16 protein-coding genes and 1 pseudogene are annotated in these 17363 nt (G+C 46.4%); 12 read left to right on the forward strand and 5 right to left on the reverse strand.

What is annotated here, in order from left to right:
* Window positions 1-880: 880 nt before the first annotated feature.
* From AB4486_RS21285 to AB4486_RS21305, 5 genes and pseudogenes are all read right to left on the reverse strand, one after another.
* Window positions 881-1150: pseudogene (locus AB4486_RS21285) on the reverse strand (ISNCY family transposase); the annotation flags it as partial.
* Window positions 1151-1314: 164 nt separating this feature from the next.
* Entirely contained in the window at window positions 1315-1728 is a 414-nt protein-coding gene (locus tag AB4486_RS21290) for an H-NS family nucleoid-associated regulatory protein (RefSeq protein ID WP_069592252.1), read from the reverse strand.
* 840 nt (window positions 1729-2568) lie between these two features.
* Window positions 2569-3147 (reverse strand): DUF2913 family protein, encoded by a 579-nt coding sequence (locus AB4486_RS21295; RefSeq protein ID WP_017104238.1) that lies wholly within the window; start codon window positions 3145-3147, stop codon window positions 2569-2571.
* Between the two features lie 258 nt (window positions 3148-3405).
* Window positions 3406-4530 carry a hypothetical protein gene (locus tag AB4486_RS21300; RefSeq protein WP_102428375.1) on the reverse strand — a complete coding sequence of 375 codons (1125 nt, stop codon included), beginning with the start codon at window positions 4528-4530 and terminating at the stop codon, window positions 3406-3408.
* A 720-nt stretch (window positions 4531-5250) separates the two neighbouring features.
* Window positions 5251-6078, reverse strand: a complete 828-nt coding sequence (locus AB4486_RS21305) for a hypothetical protein (protein WP_102428374.1) — start codon at window positions 6076-6078, stop codon at window positions 5251-5253.
* Between the two features lie 800 nt (window positions 6079-6878).
* Between AB4486_RS21305 and AB4486_RS21310 the strand changes: the two genes are divergently transcribed.
* From AB4486_RS21310 to trbC, 12 genes are all read left to right on the forward strand, one after another.
* Window positions 6879-7058 (forward strand): TraY domain-containing protein, encoded by a 180-nt coding sequence (locus tag AB4486_RS21310; RefSeq protein WP_016800598.1) that lies wholly within the window; start codon window positions 6879-6881, stop codon window positions 7056-7058.
* 343 nt (window positions 7059-7401) lie between these two features.
* Window positions 7402-7770 (forward strand): hypothetical protein, encoded by a 369-nt coding sequence (locus AB4486_RS21315; protein ID WP_048660709.1) that lies wholly within the window; start codon window positions 7402-7404, stop codon window positions 7768-7770.
* 175 nt (window positions 7771-7945) lie between these two features.
* Window positions 7946-8233, forward strand: coding sequence for a type IV conjugative transfer system pilin TraA (gene traA / locus AB4486_RS21320; RefSeq protein ID WP_016800088.1), 288 nt, complete (start codon window positions 7946-7948; stop codon window positions 8231-8233).
* 9 nt (window positions 8234-8242) lie between these two features.
* Window positions 8243-8545 carry a type IV conjugative transfer system protein TraL gene (traL, locus tag AB4486_RS21325; protein WP_016800089.1) on the forward strand — a complete coding sequence of 101 codons (303 nt, stop codon included), beginning with the start codon at window positions 8243-8245 and terminating at the stop codon, window positions 8543-8545.
* 14 nt (window positions 8546-8559) lie between these two features.
* Window positions 8560-9135 (forward strand): type IV conjugative transfer system protein TraE, encoded by a 576-nt coding sequence (gene traE, locus AB4486_RS21330; RefSeq protein WP_016800090.1) that lies wholly within the window; start codon window positions 8560-8562, stop codon window positions 9133-9135.
* Window positions 9122-9907, forward strand: a complete 786-nt coding sequence (traK, locus tag AB4486_RS21335; RefSeq protein ID WP_372118543.1) for a type-F conjugative transfer system secretin TraK — start codon at window positions 9122-9124, stop codon at window positions 9905-9907. The genes traE and traK overlap by 14 nt, the downstream gene beginning before the upstream one ends.
* Entirely contained in the window at window positions 9897-11441 is a 1545-nt protein-coding gene (locus AB4486_RS21340) for a TrbI/VirB10 family protein (RefSeq protein ID WP_048666133.1), read from the forward strand. Before traK ends, AB4486_RS21340 begins: the two co-directional genes overlap by 11 nt.
* Window positions 11438-11833 carry a type IV conjugative transfer system lipoprotein TraV gene (traV, locus tag AB4486_RS21345; protein ID WP_017104313.1) on the forward strand — a complete coding sequence of 132 codons (396 nt, stop codon included), beginning with the start codon at window positions 11438-11440 and terminating at the stop codon, window positions 11831-11833. Before AB4486_RS21340 ends, traV begins: the two co-directional genes overlap by 4 nt.
* 150 nt (window positions 11834-11983) lie before the next feature.
* Window positions 11984-14533, forward strand: a complete 2550-nt coding sequence (gene traC / locus AB4486_RS21350; RefSeq protein ID WP_229648361.1) for a type IV secretion system protein TraC — start codon at window positions 11984-11986, stop codon at window positions 14531-14533.
* A complete protein-coding gene (gene traW / locus AB4486_RS21355) occupies window positions 14484-15215 on the forward strand; it encodes a type-F conjugative transfer system protein TraW (RefSeq protein WP_102488789.1) in 732 nt (243 codons plus the stop codon). The genes traC and traW overlap by 50 nt, the downstream gene beginning before the upstream one ends.
* A 158-nt stretch (window positions 15216-15373) precedes the next feature.
* Entirely contained in the window at window positions 15374-16384 is a 1011-nt protein-coding gene (traU, locus tag AB4486_RS21360; RefSeq protein WP_017103572.1) for a conjugal transfer pilus assembly protein TraU, read from the forward strand.
* A gap of 253 nt (window positions 16385-16637) precedes the next feature.
* Window positions 16638-17351, forward strand: a complete 714-nt coding sequence (gene trbC / locus AB4486_RS21365) for a type-F conjugative transfer system pilin assembly protein TrbC (protein WP_017103571.1) — start codon at window positions 16638-16640, stop codon at window positions 17349-17351.
* Window positions 17352-17363 lie beyond the last annotated feature (12 nt).

Below are 17363 nucleotides of genomic sequence, written 5' to 3' on the forward strand. Positions count from 1 at the left end.
TGGATTGACCTGATCAGTTAGTTTTCCGGATTGGTATAAGTTTTAGCCCAGACCATTTGACGTATTATTCCGGAATCTTTTGTCTCTTACAGTATGACTTTGTAAGTAAAATCATTACATAATGAAAGCGTATTCACTAGGTTGCTAGTTCAAACCTTGATGCTTTGGTTTTTCTAATAGCGATAAGATGTCGCTCCTAATGAATTGATAGCAGAGTAGTTTCTTACGTCTAAAGCGGGACTTGATTGGATGAACCAACGATAAATATAGGACGATTCACAATAATGCCGTGCTTGGCCGACATATCACTCAGATTGACATTACTCATGGGCGTTGATTAAGCGACTTTCCATACTTGTTAGAAGAATATTTATTACTTCTAAATCGTAGTCAATACAATGTTTCTAAAAATGACGTACTCTCTTACCTTTATCGTTTGGGTATAAAGAGAGTCGATTTAAAAGTGGGCAGTAAAACGTTGAATATTTTATAAAACTTTGACCAGAACGTTATATAAGGGCTTCAAGGAAGGTAATAACCTTAGTCTTTCGGTCTTTTTTATGACGTTGTCACAATGAAAGTTGGGTGAGGCGATAATTCCCCTCACTCAATTAGTACCTGAATATGATAACAATAAGGCCGATGGGTAGGAAAAGTCTAAAAGTTTCGTACAACGTCATACCATCCGGATGAAGGTGGACGTTAAGTGGGAAGGTGATGAAAGGGTTCCACATGACTCCGCGTTTAATCGAAGAAGGGACCTGTCGTATGACAAAAGAAAGTGCCCGCGCCGTTTTTTTTTCTTATCCTTATTTTTTATTGATTTAACTATTTATCTCCCCACGCGCAGTCCTTTATTGATGGCCATTTACTTGCTCGGCTAATGAGAAAGTTGTGCTAGTTCGTCTTTATTCAATCCTGTGACATCCATAATGGCTTCCTGATCTAGACCATTAAGCATCATCTTGTGCGCCATCTCCTTGAGGGCTTCTTGGCGACCTTCTTGGCGTCCTTCTTGGCGACCTTCTTGACGTCCTTCTTGGCGGCCACGTTGCTCGCCTTGTTGGCGCAATTGTTCTGCAATAGTCATAAGTGTTTTCTCGTGTTTCGGTACTGATGAGGCCAGTGACGTAATTAACGCCTCTAGGTTGATTTCTGTTCACGCATTCATTTTAAGATTGGCCAATGGGAGAGATATTTAAAGTGAGCTGACTGCCCTATAGAAACTAACCTAAACAAGGGCTCTGTTAGTTTCTATATGAATTCTGGGCCTCTTAATTGAGGGGGGTGTAGTGAGGGTTTTGAAAGAAGCGACTATTTCGCGATCAAGAAATCCTCAATTGATTTTCCAGCATCAAGCTGTTCTTGAATTATGGAAGGGGTGCGACCTTGACCGGTCCAGGTTTTTTCTATGCCGTTCCCGTCTGTGTAACTATATTTAGCAAGGCGAGGCTTACGTTTACCTTTTATTTTATTCTTTGATTGACCTGCTAGAGCTTCTATAAGAGCTTCAATATTAACACCATCGACCTTGATTTGCTTTGCGATTTCAGCGACTTTGGATTCTTGTTCAGCACGAGCTTCGCGCTCTACTTCTTCGCTCTCTTGGCGTTCAAGAAAGACGGTCGTTAACTTATTCAGTGCTTCTTCAAGTTCCTCAAGTGTTAATTCACGAGAGAACGCACGAAGCGAGCGGATATTAAGTAAAGTTTTTATCATTTCGGTCATGTTGAGTCCATTTACATTTAAATTGAGATAATATTACAAATCAATAAGATACACAAAAATTGTCGAAACACGTTTTCTCCAAAAATAGCGTTGTGAATATTCCCTCTTAGGCATATTTTTCTAAATATCAATGAGTTATTGCCTATCTTCATCCGAGAATGATGCTTTTTTAGGGTAAATAGTTCGAGCGTCGCTAAAGCTTATGGATTTAAAGTGGCTGTACTGAATATCTTTGATTAATTTAGTGTTCAAACTTTCATGAGTAAACGCACAGTAAATATGCAAGTTATTGATGGCTATAGAGGATAGAGCACTCTCAAGTTGAGTTTCAGTAACCATGTAGAGCAAAGGGGGTATTTCGGAACATCTCATATAACCATCAGCCTCGTCATAGCATGTTGATTATTGCATGTGTCTGCATAAAGAAAAGTATGAATAGTCCTAAACTCTTATTGTGTCTCTGCATTGAAAACTGGCGTCCGTAAGGTTTGGGTGAAATTTTCACCTACCACTAGGATGGAAGGCTCCGTGTCACAAGGTGAGTATCGCAGTATATTATACTAGACCTAAATCCGGATTTAGGTGGAAAAATGAAGAAGAGAATTGGACCCTATGCGCAAACCTAGCCTAGCTAATGCCAATTTTAAAAGGTTCATGCGTAAGCCAGAGTTGCGTATTGAAAAGCTCTCTCTTTATGACCTATTTGGTCAGACTGGCTTTGGGTGCGTTGTCATATGGGAAAGCTTTCAGTCAAGGTTGAAGATGGGTATTTAGTCGGACATTGTCTACCCAAGGTAAAACCGAGAAATAGAAAGGCACTATTCAATCGTATAATCGTTATCACTCTCGGTGCAATAAAAGGTGAATGACTTCATCTTTCTCTTCAGAGTCAACTTCAACGCGATAAAAGCCTTTGGCTTTTAGCGCTTCAATTAACGCTTCCAACCGATGGGTTTTCACCGTCATAGCCAGGGGTTTTATCTGGTTATTGTCTTCATCAAACCCTTGCTCTATGCTTTTTTCTTTCATGTAAAGAGTATCTCGTTCCATTTCTTTTGTGGGGTCTTCCAACATAGTTGGAAACTGATGCTGCTCAAATAATTCCGTTAACATGATATAGAGTTCATCAGCCTGTGAGAACTTGGCTTGATACCCGAGATTCAGTTGATTTACCTCCCACATTTTTTGTTCGAGGTTGCCTGTTACACTTCGGCCAATACTGAGCATGGTTTTGAGTTCATTTTTACATGTCGAGAACTGAGGCCGTTTTACTTTTGGTTTGATGAATTTTACCAACAGTTCATTTCTTATTTTCGTTGTCCAATATCCACCTTGTTGACTCATGGTTAAATACAGTGCGAGAAGCGCATTCGTCACGATCTCATCAAGGGCTTGATAGTGCTTAAGGTTTCGACTCATGAATTTATTCTTTCTCTTTAATTGAAGCTTCCTAGCTGTTTTTCACGATTTTAAATTGAGTGCGTAATCAGCGTGTATTAAGGCTTAAATAATAAGGCGCATTCAAAAATTAACGGGAAACGCGAACATATACCTGCTCAAACTTTAATGGCACCGCTCGTCGCAATCCCGTAGCTGGCGAAGCCAGTCGAAGGGTGAGCAAGCGGTATTTCGAACCTCTTAAACCACCATGATTAAGCCTCTTTTCTAGACACAGAATCAATAGAAGGTAAGAGATCCTAAATATTTTTTTAATTGATTGATACTGTTAACTTTTCTTATTCTTTTTTCAAGCGAGACTATCGAATCATCAATCATTTTAAGATACTTTTCCATTTTGGCTTGCGTCTTCTTCTTGCTTGGTGCTGAGAATTGTCTCCAGACTTGAGACTTAACTCCTTGTTGGCTAAAGATGTCACGGTGGGCCCGATTTAAATCCAGGAGCTTCATTTCGAGCAAATGCTCCATTCTCACTAAAGTTGTTTCATCAAGAAGGTGCTCAGAATCGGGGACATATTCTGTCAGCATTCGGACTAAGGTCATCACATCATTCTCTCGTTTGGCCACCGCCAGTTTCTGCATTAAACGATGTTTCTCTTCTTTCTTTAACGGGTCAGACTCTTTATCTGGATGGATAACACTCGCAATGCGTTTGTACATTTTGTTGAGTTGAGTACCTCGGAACATTTCTTTGATGTTAAGCGCGTCGTCGTCTTCACTCTCAAAATAATCGAATTCAAAATCGTCCCAATCGTCCTCATTTTGGGCTCGTGGTGAAAATGAGTCGTTATTATGTTTAACAAAAGAGGCCCATAAGGCACTGATAAAAGCTTCAATGGCGAATGGATCACCAGAAGCCAGAATTTCACGGATTTTTTTGTGGGGTAAATCAATATCAGCGCCGAACATCTCCTTCATGCCGTTTTCAAATTCTCGACAAGCTGCATTGAGCGCTTGCTGTTTCTCTTTCTGAAATACTTTATTATGATAGGTTTCATACTCTTCGCATAACGCCTCGACTTTGTCTCTATCATTGATAAAAGGGCGATCAAGCAAGTCAATTAACTCCTGTTCAATCGCTTGCATCAAGCGATTGCGGATATTGGTTTTGAGTTTTTTTGAGGTCAAAAATGACATCAAGTGCTTAACCCAGGCACAGTGAAGATGGTCGAGCTTTTTATCATAGGGAGTCAGTTTATCTTTGTATTCAGAAAAAAGCTGATTGACCTTGATCTCGGCCTTTTGATTACGCCGTTCATTTTTTTCAATCTTCCTCCAGAGCTCAGATAAATAATCCGACTGAGAATGTGGAACGTTGTTTGAGTGAAAAATAGGAAGTGTCATATCCGTCCTTTTCTCTTCTAGTAACCCATGTGTTTTTCTAGGCTAACAGCGTAAGAAGAGAAACACCTCGAAGTAATACTAATTTATGTTCCTTGAGTTTGAATTACCCTCTGACGCTGATAAATCGAAACGCTAATCTTAGTATTCAAGGGGCCATTCATTTTGTAAAGCAGTAAGCTTAAGCGGCTGAATAAGAACCGTGACCATTTAATGAAATTAAGAAGAAAGCCTCTCACAGCGCCATACTGCTCTTTTTAGGCTGCAATATTGACAGCACTAAAAACCCTCGCCCTGCTAAGCCATACCATCCGGATGAAGGTGGACGTTAAGTAAGGAGATGATGAAAGGGAGCCACCTGACTCAGCGTTTAATCGAAGAAGGTCCCTGTCGTATGACAAAAGAAGGTTGCCGCGCCGTTTTTTTTGCTTGTCCTTAAGTATTTATTTTTCTATTGATTTAATTATTTATCTTTATACGTAGTGTTCATAAGCGCAGCCCCTTATTGATGGCCATTGTAGCGGTCTTTTTTATCCTTCCTTTCTTGCACGGCCTTTCTTATAAAAAACCGTGAATAGAGAAATCCCTTCCGAATGAGACTGCGTGCGCAAGATAACCCTGAATAACCTGTTGGGAGAAACCAGAAAAATGAGAGATAGAGCAGGGTAGGCTAAGGTTCAGACGTGCTGATCCCTCCGCCTTCGCGGAGACGAACGTGTCTTTTTAATTAGGGGCCAGGTCCGGTTGATACTCACTAAAGAAGGCTGAGGTTGATTGCGCATAGGTGTTTAACGTTGACGCATTGAAGATCTCTTGTATCCCTGACGCTATCTTACGGAAAGAGAGCCATTGAAAGCTCAGTCCTTTCTTTGTCTGGCGTTCCCGTGTTGCGAGGATCAATTCGCTGATGTTGGTGTAACGCACGACTTTTAAGTCATTAAAGAAGCGAGGTGTAAACTGTTTGTACGCGGGTGCACTGCGTATCGTCCCTTCGTCTTGGTCGACACACACATTGATCCGCTCACTGTGAAAATAGCTGGCACGCTTTAGATACTTCACCGCTTTAGCAAAGGACTTCGGCGAAATAAACTCTCCAAAGCGCAACGCATAATCTTCTTGAAGCTGGTCGTAGCTGATGGTTTTCAATCCCGCTTCGGTGGGCAAACCGATGCGCCCGCCAATGAGGTCTGTGTTCGGCAGAGTGCACGCTAATACTTTCGCAATTAAGGTGCGACATTGGACATTATTCACCGCTTCACCGCCCCATGCATTGAGTGACGGGAAACGATTGGGGTTGGTAATAAATTCTTCACACCCTTTTAAGATCCGCGCGTATTCTGGCGGCAGGGTTTCTACCTTACCGCTTCGGAGCAACCTGCGAGACTTAAATCCGATCTCAAAAGGCGTCTTAGGGTTCCGCGCGTTCTCTTCTTCAATGACGCGTTGATACAATTCAATCAAATCCAGTTTGCGAGCCTTACGCTTACAGCGATACTGCGCATCGTAACTCGATTTATCGAACGGGGGAGGGGAGGAGCTAAACGTTTTCATAAGACTCACCGTCCACGTTTAAAACACACCTCGCTTCATCCTGAGGGACAAAAAAGGCGGTGTTAGGCAGAAAGTGGATTCTCCTGAGCGTTAGCCCAAGCCAAGGCTGAGTCAAATGCGTCATATTTTGAAGTCCAAGAGGTTTTTGGGGTGTTTGGATTGGCCGTCCAAACGGTGAAATTTCAACCTATCTCAACCGGGAAAAGAAATCAAATGCCGGTTTTTTAGACACAAAAAAGCCGACTACTCTTGGAAAGTCGGCTTTTTTGCGAGTGCTATATAGTCAGAGTACCACCTCTAACACACTCTAAATCCTAGAAAAAACACACGACATTGGACACTACAGGAGTAAGCAATGTCGTGTGTTTTAACCTTATAGACCTCAGGTAAGTATAGCGTGTCGTCGCCTGATATTTCAAACGCTAAGTGTGCCTTGGGATTTTTCCCTTAACATAACAAATATAATGCGTAACCAAAAATAGCAGATAAATAACAATGAGATAACAAATAACCTTGAAAAATTTATAGCACATCAAAGAATCCCAATAAAAATAATTAATGGATTAATTATTTAAAATTAAAAACAAAGGCAACGTTAAATTTAATAAAATAACCATTAAAATCAAAAGTTTAATTTGGTGCGTATTATATTTGTTATGTTAAATTGCAAGATTGAGAGGCCCATCACAAAAGCAAATAAGTTTAATAATTCTGGGTCACTTTTGAACGATTAGAGGGTTCAGCGATATTTCAGTTTGAACTCGGTCGTTTCGGTTTTTCTTAATTGAAAAGGATTTTGTATGAATTTGAAATCAGAATGTAGGGTTGATAACAAGGAAGTCGGTATCGCTTTTAGTCTTTCAGCAAACGCGAATAAAACGTTAACGCTATCGGCGAAAAGAGCAGAACGGGCCAAAAAGCGCGAAGGGAAACTTCGATTAGAAGATCATCTCAAACGTTTTCCCAATTGGTCGCTGTAACGAATGATATTGCCGTCTGAGATCTTATTTCAGATGGCCTCGAAGGTGGGCTGCCTTCACGATTGCAAAAAGCGCCGCAGAGGGGCGCAGGCCTGCGTAATATGCCTAACAAATTCAGGAGCCCTCTCTGGGGCGACGTCCAAGGCTGTTTTTCTACTCAATTAAGCACGCTGGTTGAGTGGTGAAATAGAGTTACTTGGGAATACCAGACACCACACCCTTTGGATGTGCGCATTCTACTACAAGAATGCTCAAGCCAGTTTGTAGCACGGCTCTTGAAAGAGAGCCCATTGTTTTGCTTTTTTAAAAGAACAAAACAATGTCCTAAAAAGGAGTGTGAACGATGCAGATTATCTACGGACATTGTCGTACAGATGAGGCGGCGAATGTATTAGGCCACTTTGTTGAACAAGGGGATTTTGTCAGCGTCAAAGAACTGGGAACGGTCGGGCGTGAACACATGGCGTTTGCCGCCTTACTGTCTTTTACTGGACACCTTTCATTCCCTTTCTATTGGAAGGGTGTTCATTTTGTTGCGGTTCAAAAACAAGTTCAATCAGTTAACCGTCTCACTCTCCCAGCTTCAAAGAATGCTTGTAAAAAACGTTATCGGAAGCTTAAGAACACCATCATTAGCGCTCAAAATTGGAAGCAACATGTGAGTCGTAATCGCGGTTTGAAGTACGCGAAATCTTCTCTGTTTTCTTTATGATGCGTGCCTATACCTGTCGATTTTAACCTTTCTCCCCACGCGCCGTTTAATTTGCACGTTGCACGGTCTGCCTAGGACAACCTAACCCTTCTTCCCAGCTTCTCAGGCAAGGAGGTCTTTTACTCCATCATGACCAAACACTTGATAAATTTATCACTCAATAAGGATATTTATTATGAAAAAACGCACCCAGCGCACCCTCCTTGTCGGGCTTGGCGTTGCTGTCTCGACACTTCTTATCACTCAGCCCGCTCTGGCTGCCGATATCTTCGCGTCAGGTAAACAAGCCATGAAAGACTCGGCGGGCAAAGGCTCTGCGGTTGAAACCGCGATGCTGGGGACTGGGCTTGCGGGGGCGGTCGTCACTGGACTGATGAGCCGTAACTGGTTTGCGGCCGTTGGCGGGTTCATTGGCGGCTCAGTCTTGTGGAATGTTGGAGCACCACTCGTCGGCTTAGGCTAAGGAGTCACAATGGAAGACCCTCATCAGTTTTTTTCTATTCCAAAACACATGAACAAAGGTCGTCGCTGGCTCGGGTTCCCAGTTGATGAACTCGTGCCTGCCCTCTGCATTTTTGGCCTCTCATTCTGGCTTAAACACGAAATGATAGGGCTGACGTTATCGCTGGCTTGGTTTGGGGGATTACGTTACATCAAAGCGCAATACGGTGACAACATAGTTACCCTGTCACTTTATTGGTGGGGGGCTTCCTTTGTCCATCCCACCCTCTTTAAGCGTACCCCCTCAGCCTGTCGTCGTTACTGGATTTTCTAAGGAGACCCTTCATCATGGATCCGTTTGTTAAACGGGATAAGCTGGCCGTCAAAAGCCTCCTCAATCTTTTTTTGAGTGCAGGCTTTCTTGTTATGCTTATCACTAACCTGGTGTTGGGTTACACCAGTTATCAAGCCCTTACCCATCAAAGCCGAACCCTAGTCCCGCCCACCCTCTCTCAAGCCTTTACGGTTTCGGATGGCGCGGTCGATGAACCTTATCTTGAGCAAATGGCGGATTATCTTCTCTACCTGAAACTCAACATCACGCCGGCAAGCGTTGGACGTCAGTTTGGTCAGTTACTTGAATATTTAGACGAGACAAGCTGGTACAACGTTCAACCTAAGCTGCTTCGAGAAGCCACGGTGGTTAAAAAAGATAACATCAGCAGCCAATTTTCTGTCGAGTTGGTCCGAATTTCTCTCGACACTCTCCAAGTACAACTCTACGGGAAACTCCAAAAGCACGTAGGCCAACGCGCACTAGATCCGGAGATGAAGTGGTATCAAGTCAACTTTAGCTATGACCAAGGCGTCATAGGTTTACTCTCCATTGAAGAAGTCGAGGTCAACACCGATGAATCTTTATGAGCAATCATTCACCCCATCGCAGCAATGGCACCCTTATTTTTTATCCATCGCGCTTTGGGTGGTCTTTTTCATCCCCTCTTTTGCCCTGGCTGAAAATGCCGCCATGGTGAGCTATGAGTTTGACGAAGGCGACACGATCCCCTTGTCACTCTCTTCCATTAACGTGAACCGTTTACTGGTCAACAATGACCGTATTATTTCGATCGTCTGCCCGAAAGGGTTTTGCACCTCAACGGGCAACCAAAAAGACGCTTCCGGCTCCATCACCTTAAAAATTAACCTTCCCTTACCGTTTACCGCGCACCTGACGACAGAGAAAGGGCGATTGTTTGCGCTGTTTATTACCCCCAAAGCTACACCATCTTTGGTCACGGAGTTTGTTTGGTCGAAAAATTACAAAGAGCAGCAAAGCCCGATTGAGCAGGCGGCGGATTATCCCGCCGCCATGACAGCGCTCACCAAAGCCATGATACGTTTTGTCCATGATGGCGCTCCCATTGCTGGTTTTAAACGTCACGACGTTGACCCCAAAACCTTACCCAAAGATGAAGCGTCACTGGCCATCATCCCTCAAACGGTCTTCGTGGGCCGTCATTATTCTGGGGTGGTTTATCAGCTCAAAAATCAAAGCCGCAGTGACATGGCGCTGACCACCGCGCAGTTCTACAGCTATTCCGCACGCTCAGCCGCGCTCGATGCCTATCAATTAAAACCTGGGCAAACTACCACGCTCTATCTCATTACTGGAGGAGGCGCCACCCATGCTCGATAAACAAAAAGACGCCTTGGGCCGTTTTAAGAAACGCGTCTTCAAAGACACCGACGGGGACTTTGAAGACGGCGGCACGATCAATGCCGTGACAAGAAAGCGCAATCGCACCATTACGCTCACGGTATTGCTGATATTGACCGCCCTGGCTTTTGTTGTTTGGCGGTTAACACTGTCTCCCCAAGCGCCAAGCAAGGGCATTCAAGATGTCGGATTTGGCGCTGTCGTCACCGATGATTTTACCGACAAAGACAACCAGTCCGCCCTGACGTTTCAACAAGACAAAATCAACCAAATAGAACAAAGCTTAGCGCGGTTTGAAGGCACATTAAGTCGCTTTGGACAAAGCTTAACCTCTGAGTTAGAGAACATTAAAAAGGCCAATGAGCGCGATACAAAATCGCAACTGACAGAGCTTGAGCAGCAGATGCAACAAAAGCTCGATGAAGTTGACGCGCTCAAGGCGCAGCTTGAGACGCAATTAGCCTCAACCCTCAAGGCAGGCGATCCTTCGACTCAACACGGCATCGAGACCAACCAAGGAGACACCTTTGGCCAATACAAACTGCCCCCAAGACCGGCCATTAATAGCAACATGGATAACGCCAAGGTGAATGAGTTCCAGTACCAAGAGCAAGATGATGTGGCCTTTAGTGGTGATGCCTTTGATAGCTTTGAATTTCACTGGCAAGCCAGTGTCGAGGAGAAACAATCCCGTCGCACGACCGATAACTACGTGCCAACCGGCACCTTTGTGACCGCCGTAATTACCGGCGGCGCTGATGCTAATGGGGGCGTCTCTGGACAAGGGGATACCTCACCGATTGTCTTTCAGACAGTCAATCAGGGGGTCTTACCCAACGGTCAGGCCTCTAAATTGAAGGATTGCACGATCACCGGCGCCGTCTACGGTGAGATCTCATCCAGCCGCGGCGTCGCTCGCACCAGTAGAATGAGCTGCATACAACCCAATGGCGATATTCTCGATATCCCCGTCAATGCGACCGTGTTTAACTTTGGTCGCAATGGTATTCGCGGTACCACCATTTTGAAAAACGGTAAGATCGTTCAAATGGCCGGCATTGCGGGGATCTTGCAAGGCGTAGGGGATGCAGGTAAAGCGCTGGCACAAACCACGACACCGACGGCGCTCGGCCCAAGTCAAAGCATCAACAGCGATAAAATTGGCTTGAATCTGCTTGGCGGCGCCACGGAGAGCGTTGGCAGCAAATTGGCGGACTACTACATCAAACTGGCCGAACTCTATCATCCGATAGTGGAAGTCAATCCTGGTGCCATCGTCAATATTGTCTTTTTGGAAGGCTTTCCATTAGATCCATTGCTGGCCGATGAATACGAAACGCGTATGAATGAGCAGCGTGAGCAAGTCTCCAACAGCAATCAACTGTTAGATGTCATTACCAACACCCCCTCTCTTCCACCAACCACTCAAACCGCCCCCATCAACCCTTTAGCGCAAAAAATCACCCAACAAGGGTTAAGCCGCGTGGGCTTTGGGCGTGAGGAATCACCATGAATAGGCACGCTTTGTTTTCACTATCGATACTCTTAGGTCTGACCGGTTGTAGCGCGGGCTTTGAGAGCGAATACAGTTGCGATCAGGTCGGCGGCGTTTCAGGTTGCGTCACCATGAACGAAGTTCGAGACAACCTATACGGTTATACCGGAGGCAGTGGTAACGCCACGGTCTCTTCTCAAGCGCGTCTCGCCCCACCTTCCGCCTTTACCTTACTGCCAAGGCGCAATCGAGAGGGGGAGCCAGAGCGAAGCCAAGAAGACGTTAAAAAACTCACCGTCTTCCCTTTCATCGACAAAGACAATCACTACATCGATACGATGGATGTTTACTTTGTCTTAGACGATAGCCGTTGGTCTGGGCGCCCTGCGCGCGCGATTTGGAAAGATTGATTAGGAAAAAAAGAAACGAAGCTTAAACATCATTTTTATCATGGGCGCGCGACATTCAGTCTCAGCCTTCTCTCAATGAGGGGGGAATCCATCAAGCGGTCCAAGATTGTGTCACGCCCCCTAACATTAAAATAGAAAAAGGGATCCCCCATGTTTTCCTCCTCACGCAGTGGCTTATCCGCCTTATTTCAAGAGGCCAAGCAAGCCCAAAACCACCTTCACCATGAACTGCCGTATCGAGATTACGATCCCATTGAGCGGGTGTTCGACAATCCCCACTCTCGCGGTTTTGGCTTTAAAATCAGTGTCCTTGGGGGCGCTAACGACGATTTAATTCAGTCGTTAAGCCACCTCATGGGGGATTTGCCAGCAGGGGATAAATGGGACTATCAAGTGCAGCTGTTTGGTCACAACCGAGTGGCGCACTATCTCGAAGGAAACCAAGCTCTACTCAGTCAGCGAGGCGGTATCTGCCAGAAGCTGGCTAACGATGACGCCATTTACGCCCACTACGCCGCGCAGCACGGTTTTTTACACCGACAAAAAAACAATCGCTTTGATTTGCGCGATTACGACGCGTTCTTTTTTGTCTCCACCACGGAAAAAGACCCACAAGAGCTGCTTGATGCGCGAATGACTCTAGAGACAGGACTGGCGCAGCTTGGTTTTGATTTACTGCCCGTCACGCCTGAGATGTTGCTGACCGATGTGAGTGATATCTTAAACTTTGATAAACGACAAGACCGGCCAAAGGAAAAAGGCTACAACCCGTTAGAGCCTTTGAACCTGCAAGCCCTCTCTCCCGATACCGAAGCGTTAACGCATCGTGGCCATATCGCCACCCGTCATACCAATGACCAAGGGGAGGAGGTGCGCACACGGCTGGTCAATTTGGGACTTTCTCGTCTGCCTGGGGATTATCGCTTGTACGCCTTACCTGAGGCCTTTTCTTCTCTTCGCAACGTTTCTCGTAATATCACTTGCCCTCACCGCGTCACGTTGAGCTTTCGTAATGAGCCAACCGGTAAGCAAAATGCGGATAACGATAATAAGATAAAAGACTTAACCAAGACGGTGAACAGCCAAATGGCGCTGCTGGCTCCAACAGCGGAAGATGAGCTCAAAGAGCGAAAAGCCCTACAAAAAGGTCTGTTGTCTAAAGAGTTTACCATTGCGTCTATGGTACTCACGGTCTCCCTGTTTACCGATAAGACCCACCAGAAAAAAGACACCCAAGCGGCGAAGGAGTCATTCAGCCATGCTGGCCTTGATATCATTCCCCTGAAAATGAATCAGCCACAAGCGCTGCTTTCAACGTTGCCTTTTATGATGAGCGAAGGGTTGTGGGGCGATTGTAAAAAAGCCGGCCGAGTTCGCACGTTAAAAAGCTCTAATCTGGTGAACCTCTTCCCTCTCATCATGGATTTTTGTCAGTTAAAAGGCGGCGTATTGCTGCCCACGATGCGCCAGCAAATTTCTTTCTTTAACCCTTTCACCTGTGGCAGTGATAACCAAAATATCGCTCTGACCGGAGGCTCAGGCGCAGGGAAAAGCTTTCTGGTTCAAGAGATTGCCGAAACGGTTTACGCCATGGGCGGTAAAGTGTGGATCCTCGATAAAGGGGCCAGCTATAAAAAATTGACGCTCAGCCTTGGGGGGACGTACATGACGCACGCCAACATCTTCTTAAATCCCTTCACGCATTTAGGCGCCATGCAAAGTGCTGAGTTTGAGTTTGTGGATGATGACGGTAGACCGGTCGACCCCATGATGGAAGCGCTCGATAATATCACGGCGTTGTTTGCCACCATCGCGTCACCCTACGTCCCACTGACGGCGTTTCAACAAAGCGTCTTAGGCGATGCGATAGTGACGGCATGGGAGCGTAAAGGTAATCAAGCCTTGGTGGATGATGTCAGAGACGCCTTGATTGAGATTGCTGGAGAAGAAAGCGACCGACGCATCAAAGACATTGCGGTGCAACTGAAAAAGTTCTGCACCGACGGCATGTACAAAGATGTGTTCAACAAGCCCTCCATGCTCGACCCCAGTGTGGAAATCACCACGCTGGAGCTGGATGGGTTTCCGCCTGCTGTGCTCAGACCCGTGATTTTTGCGTTGATGGTTTCGATTAACCAGCAGATGTACCTGGCTGGCTCTCGCTCTACCCCAAAGCTGTGCATCATTGAAGAAGCCTGGAGCCTCCTCTCTGGGGCAAACGAGCAAGCGAGGGAGTTCATCAACACCGGTTATCGCACCGCCCGTAAGTTCGGCGGCGCTTTTTGTACAGTGACTCAAGGGATTGAAGACTTCTTTAGCAACGAGGAAGCCAAAGCCTGCTACAACAACTCCGATATCCACATCATTCTTCGTCAAGGGGAAGGGTTTGATGAGTATCTGACCCAAAACCCGGATGCCTTCTCACCGTTTGAGCAGCGCCTCATTAAAAGTTTCGCTCCGTCTGCCGAAGCGGGATACAGCAGTGCGCGCATCAAAGCGGGTGGCCATGTCACCTATCACCGCTTTTTCGCCTCTCCGGTGAAACGCGCCATGTTCTCAACCGAGCCTAAGGAGTTTGAGTATTGTGAAAATCTTTATAAACAAGGCCACTCACTGGAGCGCGCCATTGAGCAAACCTCCAGGCACTTTTATGGCAAAGACATTGACGCCTTTAATCAAGCCATTGGGGCGAGCGCTTAAATCCCCCCTTTTTCTTTTGGTCGCTGGACTGGCAACGACAAATGCCGCTGGAAAGAACTTGGGCCAAGTGGCCCCTATCTTCCCCATCGGTGAGATTGACATGCTGGAGTGGATTGACCAAAGACTGAAAGGGTTTGAGGCCAGTGGTCAATTAGCGGACATGCAAAACGAGTTCACGGAGCGCGCCAAGCAAAGCATTGAAAACCCACCGCCCGTTGCAGGCTTAACCACCACGATCAACCCCCGCACCTTTTACGTTGACCCAAGCATCACCCTCCCTAAAGACATTATCGCCCCCACTACAGGAGCCGTGATTGCCAAAGCGGGCACCAGAGTGAACCCCTTTGATACCCGCACTTGGCCAAAGGTCGACGGTCAAAACGTTCTACCACAATTTGAGTTAAGTAAGGTGCTGGTCTTTTTTGATGCCAGAGACGCGCAGCAACGAAGGTTCGCTAGCGAGTATCAAAACGCCAAGCCAATCAAGTGGGTACTGACAGGAGGCAGCCCGAATAAAATGGCGACCTTATTGGACGCAAGAATGTATTTTGCGCAGCAAGGCCACTTAACCCAATCGCTTAACATTACTCACGTCCCAGCGATTGCCTACCAAGAAGGCACGCGCTGGCGCATCGATGAGGTGAACGTATCGGGTTTGCACCCCTTGGCGATAGAGCAATAACAATGACATCGCATTGGAAGTGCGCACCTCCCTTGATTATGCTTCCAGTATGACGCTTTTTTTTTCTTAACCAAGCTCGCTTTTGGCGGCGATTATGGGGCGAAGCCTCTTGTCGAGACAAAAGGAGTACCACGCTCGGCGTGGAAAAAGGACACCCCATGACACAACGACACTTTCGTTTACTGTTGTGCTGCCTATTGGTTTTTATTGCCCCATCAACCCTAGCAGCCAGTGCGGCGTGTAAAAGCCGTTTTATTAACCCCATGACCGATATTTGTTGGGATTGCTTGTTTCCGATGACGATAGGCTCAGCCACCGTCATGCCCTCTAAGTACCCCGATACGCCCAATCCCACACTGCCTATCTCTTATTGCCCTAAACCGCCGCCTATCTTTGTGCAAATAGGCATCAACATTGGCTATTGGGAGCCTTATGCCTTAACCGATATCACGCGCGTCCCTTACTGTATGGTGAACATGGGCGTGCAAATGTCCGGCGCTAACACTCAGCGTATCGGTGGGCGCGTGACCGCCCGTGAGAGTGACAGCAGTGACGGAGGCTTTTATCACGCCCATTGGTATAAGTACCCCGTTATTTATTGGCTGCAACTGATGCAATCCACCGCCTGCATGGCCACGGACGTTTTTGATGTGGCCTACATGACGGAAATTGACCCACTTTGGGACGACGATGAGTTATCCCTCATTCTCAATCCCGAAGCGTTACTGTTTGGTAACTTGGTTGCGCAGCTTGCTTGCGTGCCCGAAGCCCTGTTGACCTCCACTAACGCTGCCTTACCTATTGATGCTTTATTTTGGTGTTTAGGCTCACAGGGCAGTGCCTATCCGCTCACCGGCACCACCAACTATCGAGACACGCCCATCCAGGCGGCGACACTCTTGATGGAAAAGCTGAACTACAAACTGCACCGGCAAGGAATCATCTGGGAGACGCGCGGCGAAGATGGCGCGATTTGTTATCAATATCCCGATCCTATTTTGCCAAAATCTCGTTATCGGTATCAAATGTCGGGGCCTATTCCCGATGCCGCCTGGTGTCACCCGTACACCACGACAACCACAATCTGGGAAGCCGGCCATGACAACCCGGTGACAGGGGATAACTTTGGTTTTGTACAATGGCGAAAGCGCAACTGTGTCTTTTTATAAGGTGACGCGATGATGCCCATTCTTCCCCACAAAAATGAAACGGACCTATTTATTGCCAGTCACCCTGACTCCCTTACCGATTTTTTAAAAACAGAGCTCGCCAACAACAAGCACATTTACTGCTGTTTCCCGCTCTCGCAGTTTTGCTTCTCGTTTTGTCGCGATCTCAATGCTCGTAAGGTGCTGTCAATCAGCTTCCAAAACGCTCACACCCTCTACCCACCCTTTCAGCGGCCATAATGAAGAGGTTACTATGACCATTCCATCTTTTGAGAGCACCTTTAGGCGCTCTCTTGTTTTTCTGTGTTTTTTTATCGCGTTACCCGCCCAAGCTTACACTGAGCAAGAGCTCAAATCTTTTGCCAAGCTTGAGCAAAAAATGACTCAACAACCGGAGGCGGCGAAGACGTGGCCTACGGACGACATACAAAATAAAGCCCAGGCTTATCGAGAAGAAGCGCTGACTCTCAGCCGCAATGTTCAAGATTTGATAAAAGAGGAGAGCCTGTCCCCCTTATTGGGGCGACAAAAGCCCACGCGCAACCCTGACCAAGCCCCAAAAGGGGTAATGGTGTTTGTTTCACTCACCATGCCCAAGACCGCGCTCAAACAGCTTCTGATGCAAAGTGAGCACTTAGGCGTTCCACTGGTGATACGCGGTGTCTTACCTGAAGGTTTTCCGGCCACGGCCAAGCGGATCGAGGCCTTGATACGCTCCCCCAATAAGGCGCCCATTCAAAGCGGCTTTTCCATCAGCCCTGATTGGTTTAAGCAATTTGATATTCATCGCGTACCGGCCTTTGTTTCGGTCAAACAAAACCGTTGCTTACCTAAGCAGCCTTGCAAAGCCAGTGACTACGACATCCTTTACGGCAACATTTCACTTTACCAAGCTCTGGATTACCTCGCGGCCGGGGATGCGCAGCAAAACATTCATCCACTGTTGCGCACGCTCTATGCCCAATAACCCTCTCTCACC

Source organism: Vibrio sp. 10N.222.55.C6, assembly GCF_041473395.1.
GTDB classification, from domain to species: Bacteria; Pseudomonadota; Gammaproteobacteria; order Enterobacterales; family Vibrionaceae; genus Vibrio; species Vibrio crassostreae_C.

Bases quoted from the DNA above. Each gene is read 5' to 3' on its own strand.
- AB4486_RS21290 (WP_069592252.1), bottom strand. From the start codon at position 1,728: ATGACCGAAATGATAAAAACTTTACTTAATATCCGCTCGCTTCGTGCG.
- AB4486_RS21295 (WP_017104238.1), bottom strand. From the start codon at position 3,147: ATGAGTCGAAACCTTAAGCACTATCAAGCCCTTGATGAGATCGTGACG.
- AB4486_RS21300 (WP_102428375.1), bottom strand. From the start codon at position 4,530: ATGACACTTCCTATTTTTCACTCAAACAACGTTCCACATTCTCAGTCG.
- AB4486_RS21305 (WP_102428374.1), bottom strand. From the start codon at position 6,078: ATGAAAACGTTTAGCTCCTCCCCTCCCCCGTTCGATAAATCGAGTTAC.
- AB4486_RS21310 (WP_016800598.1), top strand. From the start codon at position 6,879: ATGAATTTGAAATCAGAATGTAGGGTTGATAACAAGGAAGTCGGTATC.
- AB4486_RS21315 (WP_048660709.1), top strand. From the start codon at position 7,402: ATGCAGATTATCTACGGACATTGTCGTACAGATGAGGCGGCGAATGTA.
- traA (WP_016800088.1), top strand. From the start codon at position 7,946: ATGAAAAAACGCACCCAGCGCACCCTCCTTGTCGGGCTTGGCGTTGCT.
- traL (WP_016800089.1), top strand. From the start codon at position 8,243: ATGGAAGACCCTCATCAGTTTTTTTCTATTCCAAAACACATGAACAAA.
- traE (WP_016800090.1), top strand. From the start codon at position 8,560: ATGGATCCGTTTGTTAAACGGGATAAGCTGGCCGTCAAAAGCCTCCTC.
- traK (WP_372118543.1), top strand. From the start codon at position 9,122: ATGAATCTTTATGAGCAATCATTCACCCCATCGCAGCAATGGCACCCT.
- AB4486_RS21340 (WP_048666133.1), top strand. From the start codon at position 9,897: ATGCTCGATAAACAAAAAGACGCCTTGGGCCGTTTTAAGAAACGCGTC.
- traV (WP_017104313.1), top strand. From the start codon at position 11,438: ATGAATAGGCACGCTTTGTTTTCACTATCGATACTCTTAGGTCTGACC.
- traC (WP_229648361.1), top strand. From the start codon at position 11,984: ATGTTTTCCTCCTCACGCAGTGGCTTATCCGCCTTATTTCAAGAGGCC.
- traW (WP_102488789.1), top strand. From the start codon at position 14,484: ATGGCAAAGACATTGACGCCTTTAATCAAGCCATTGGGGCGAGCGCTT.
- traU (WP_017103572.1), top strand. From the start codon at position 15,374: ATGACACAACGACACTTTCGTTTACTGTTGTGCTGCCTATTGGTTTTT.
- trbC (WP_017103571.1), top strand. From the start codon at position 16,638: ATGACCATTCCATCTTTTGAGAGCACCTTTAGGCGCTCTCTTGTTTTT.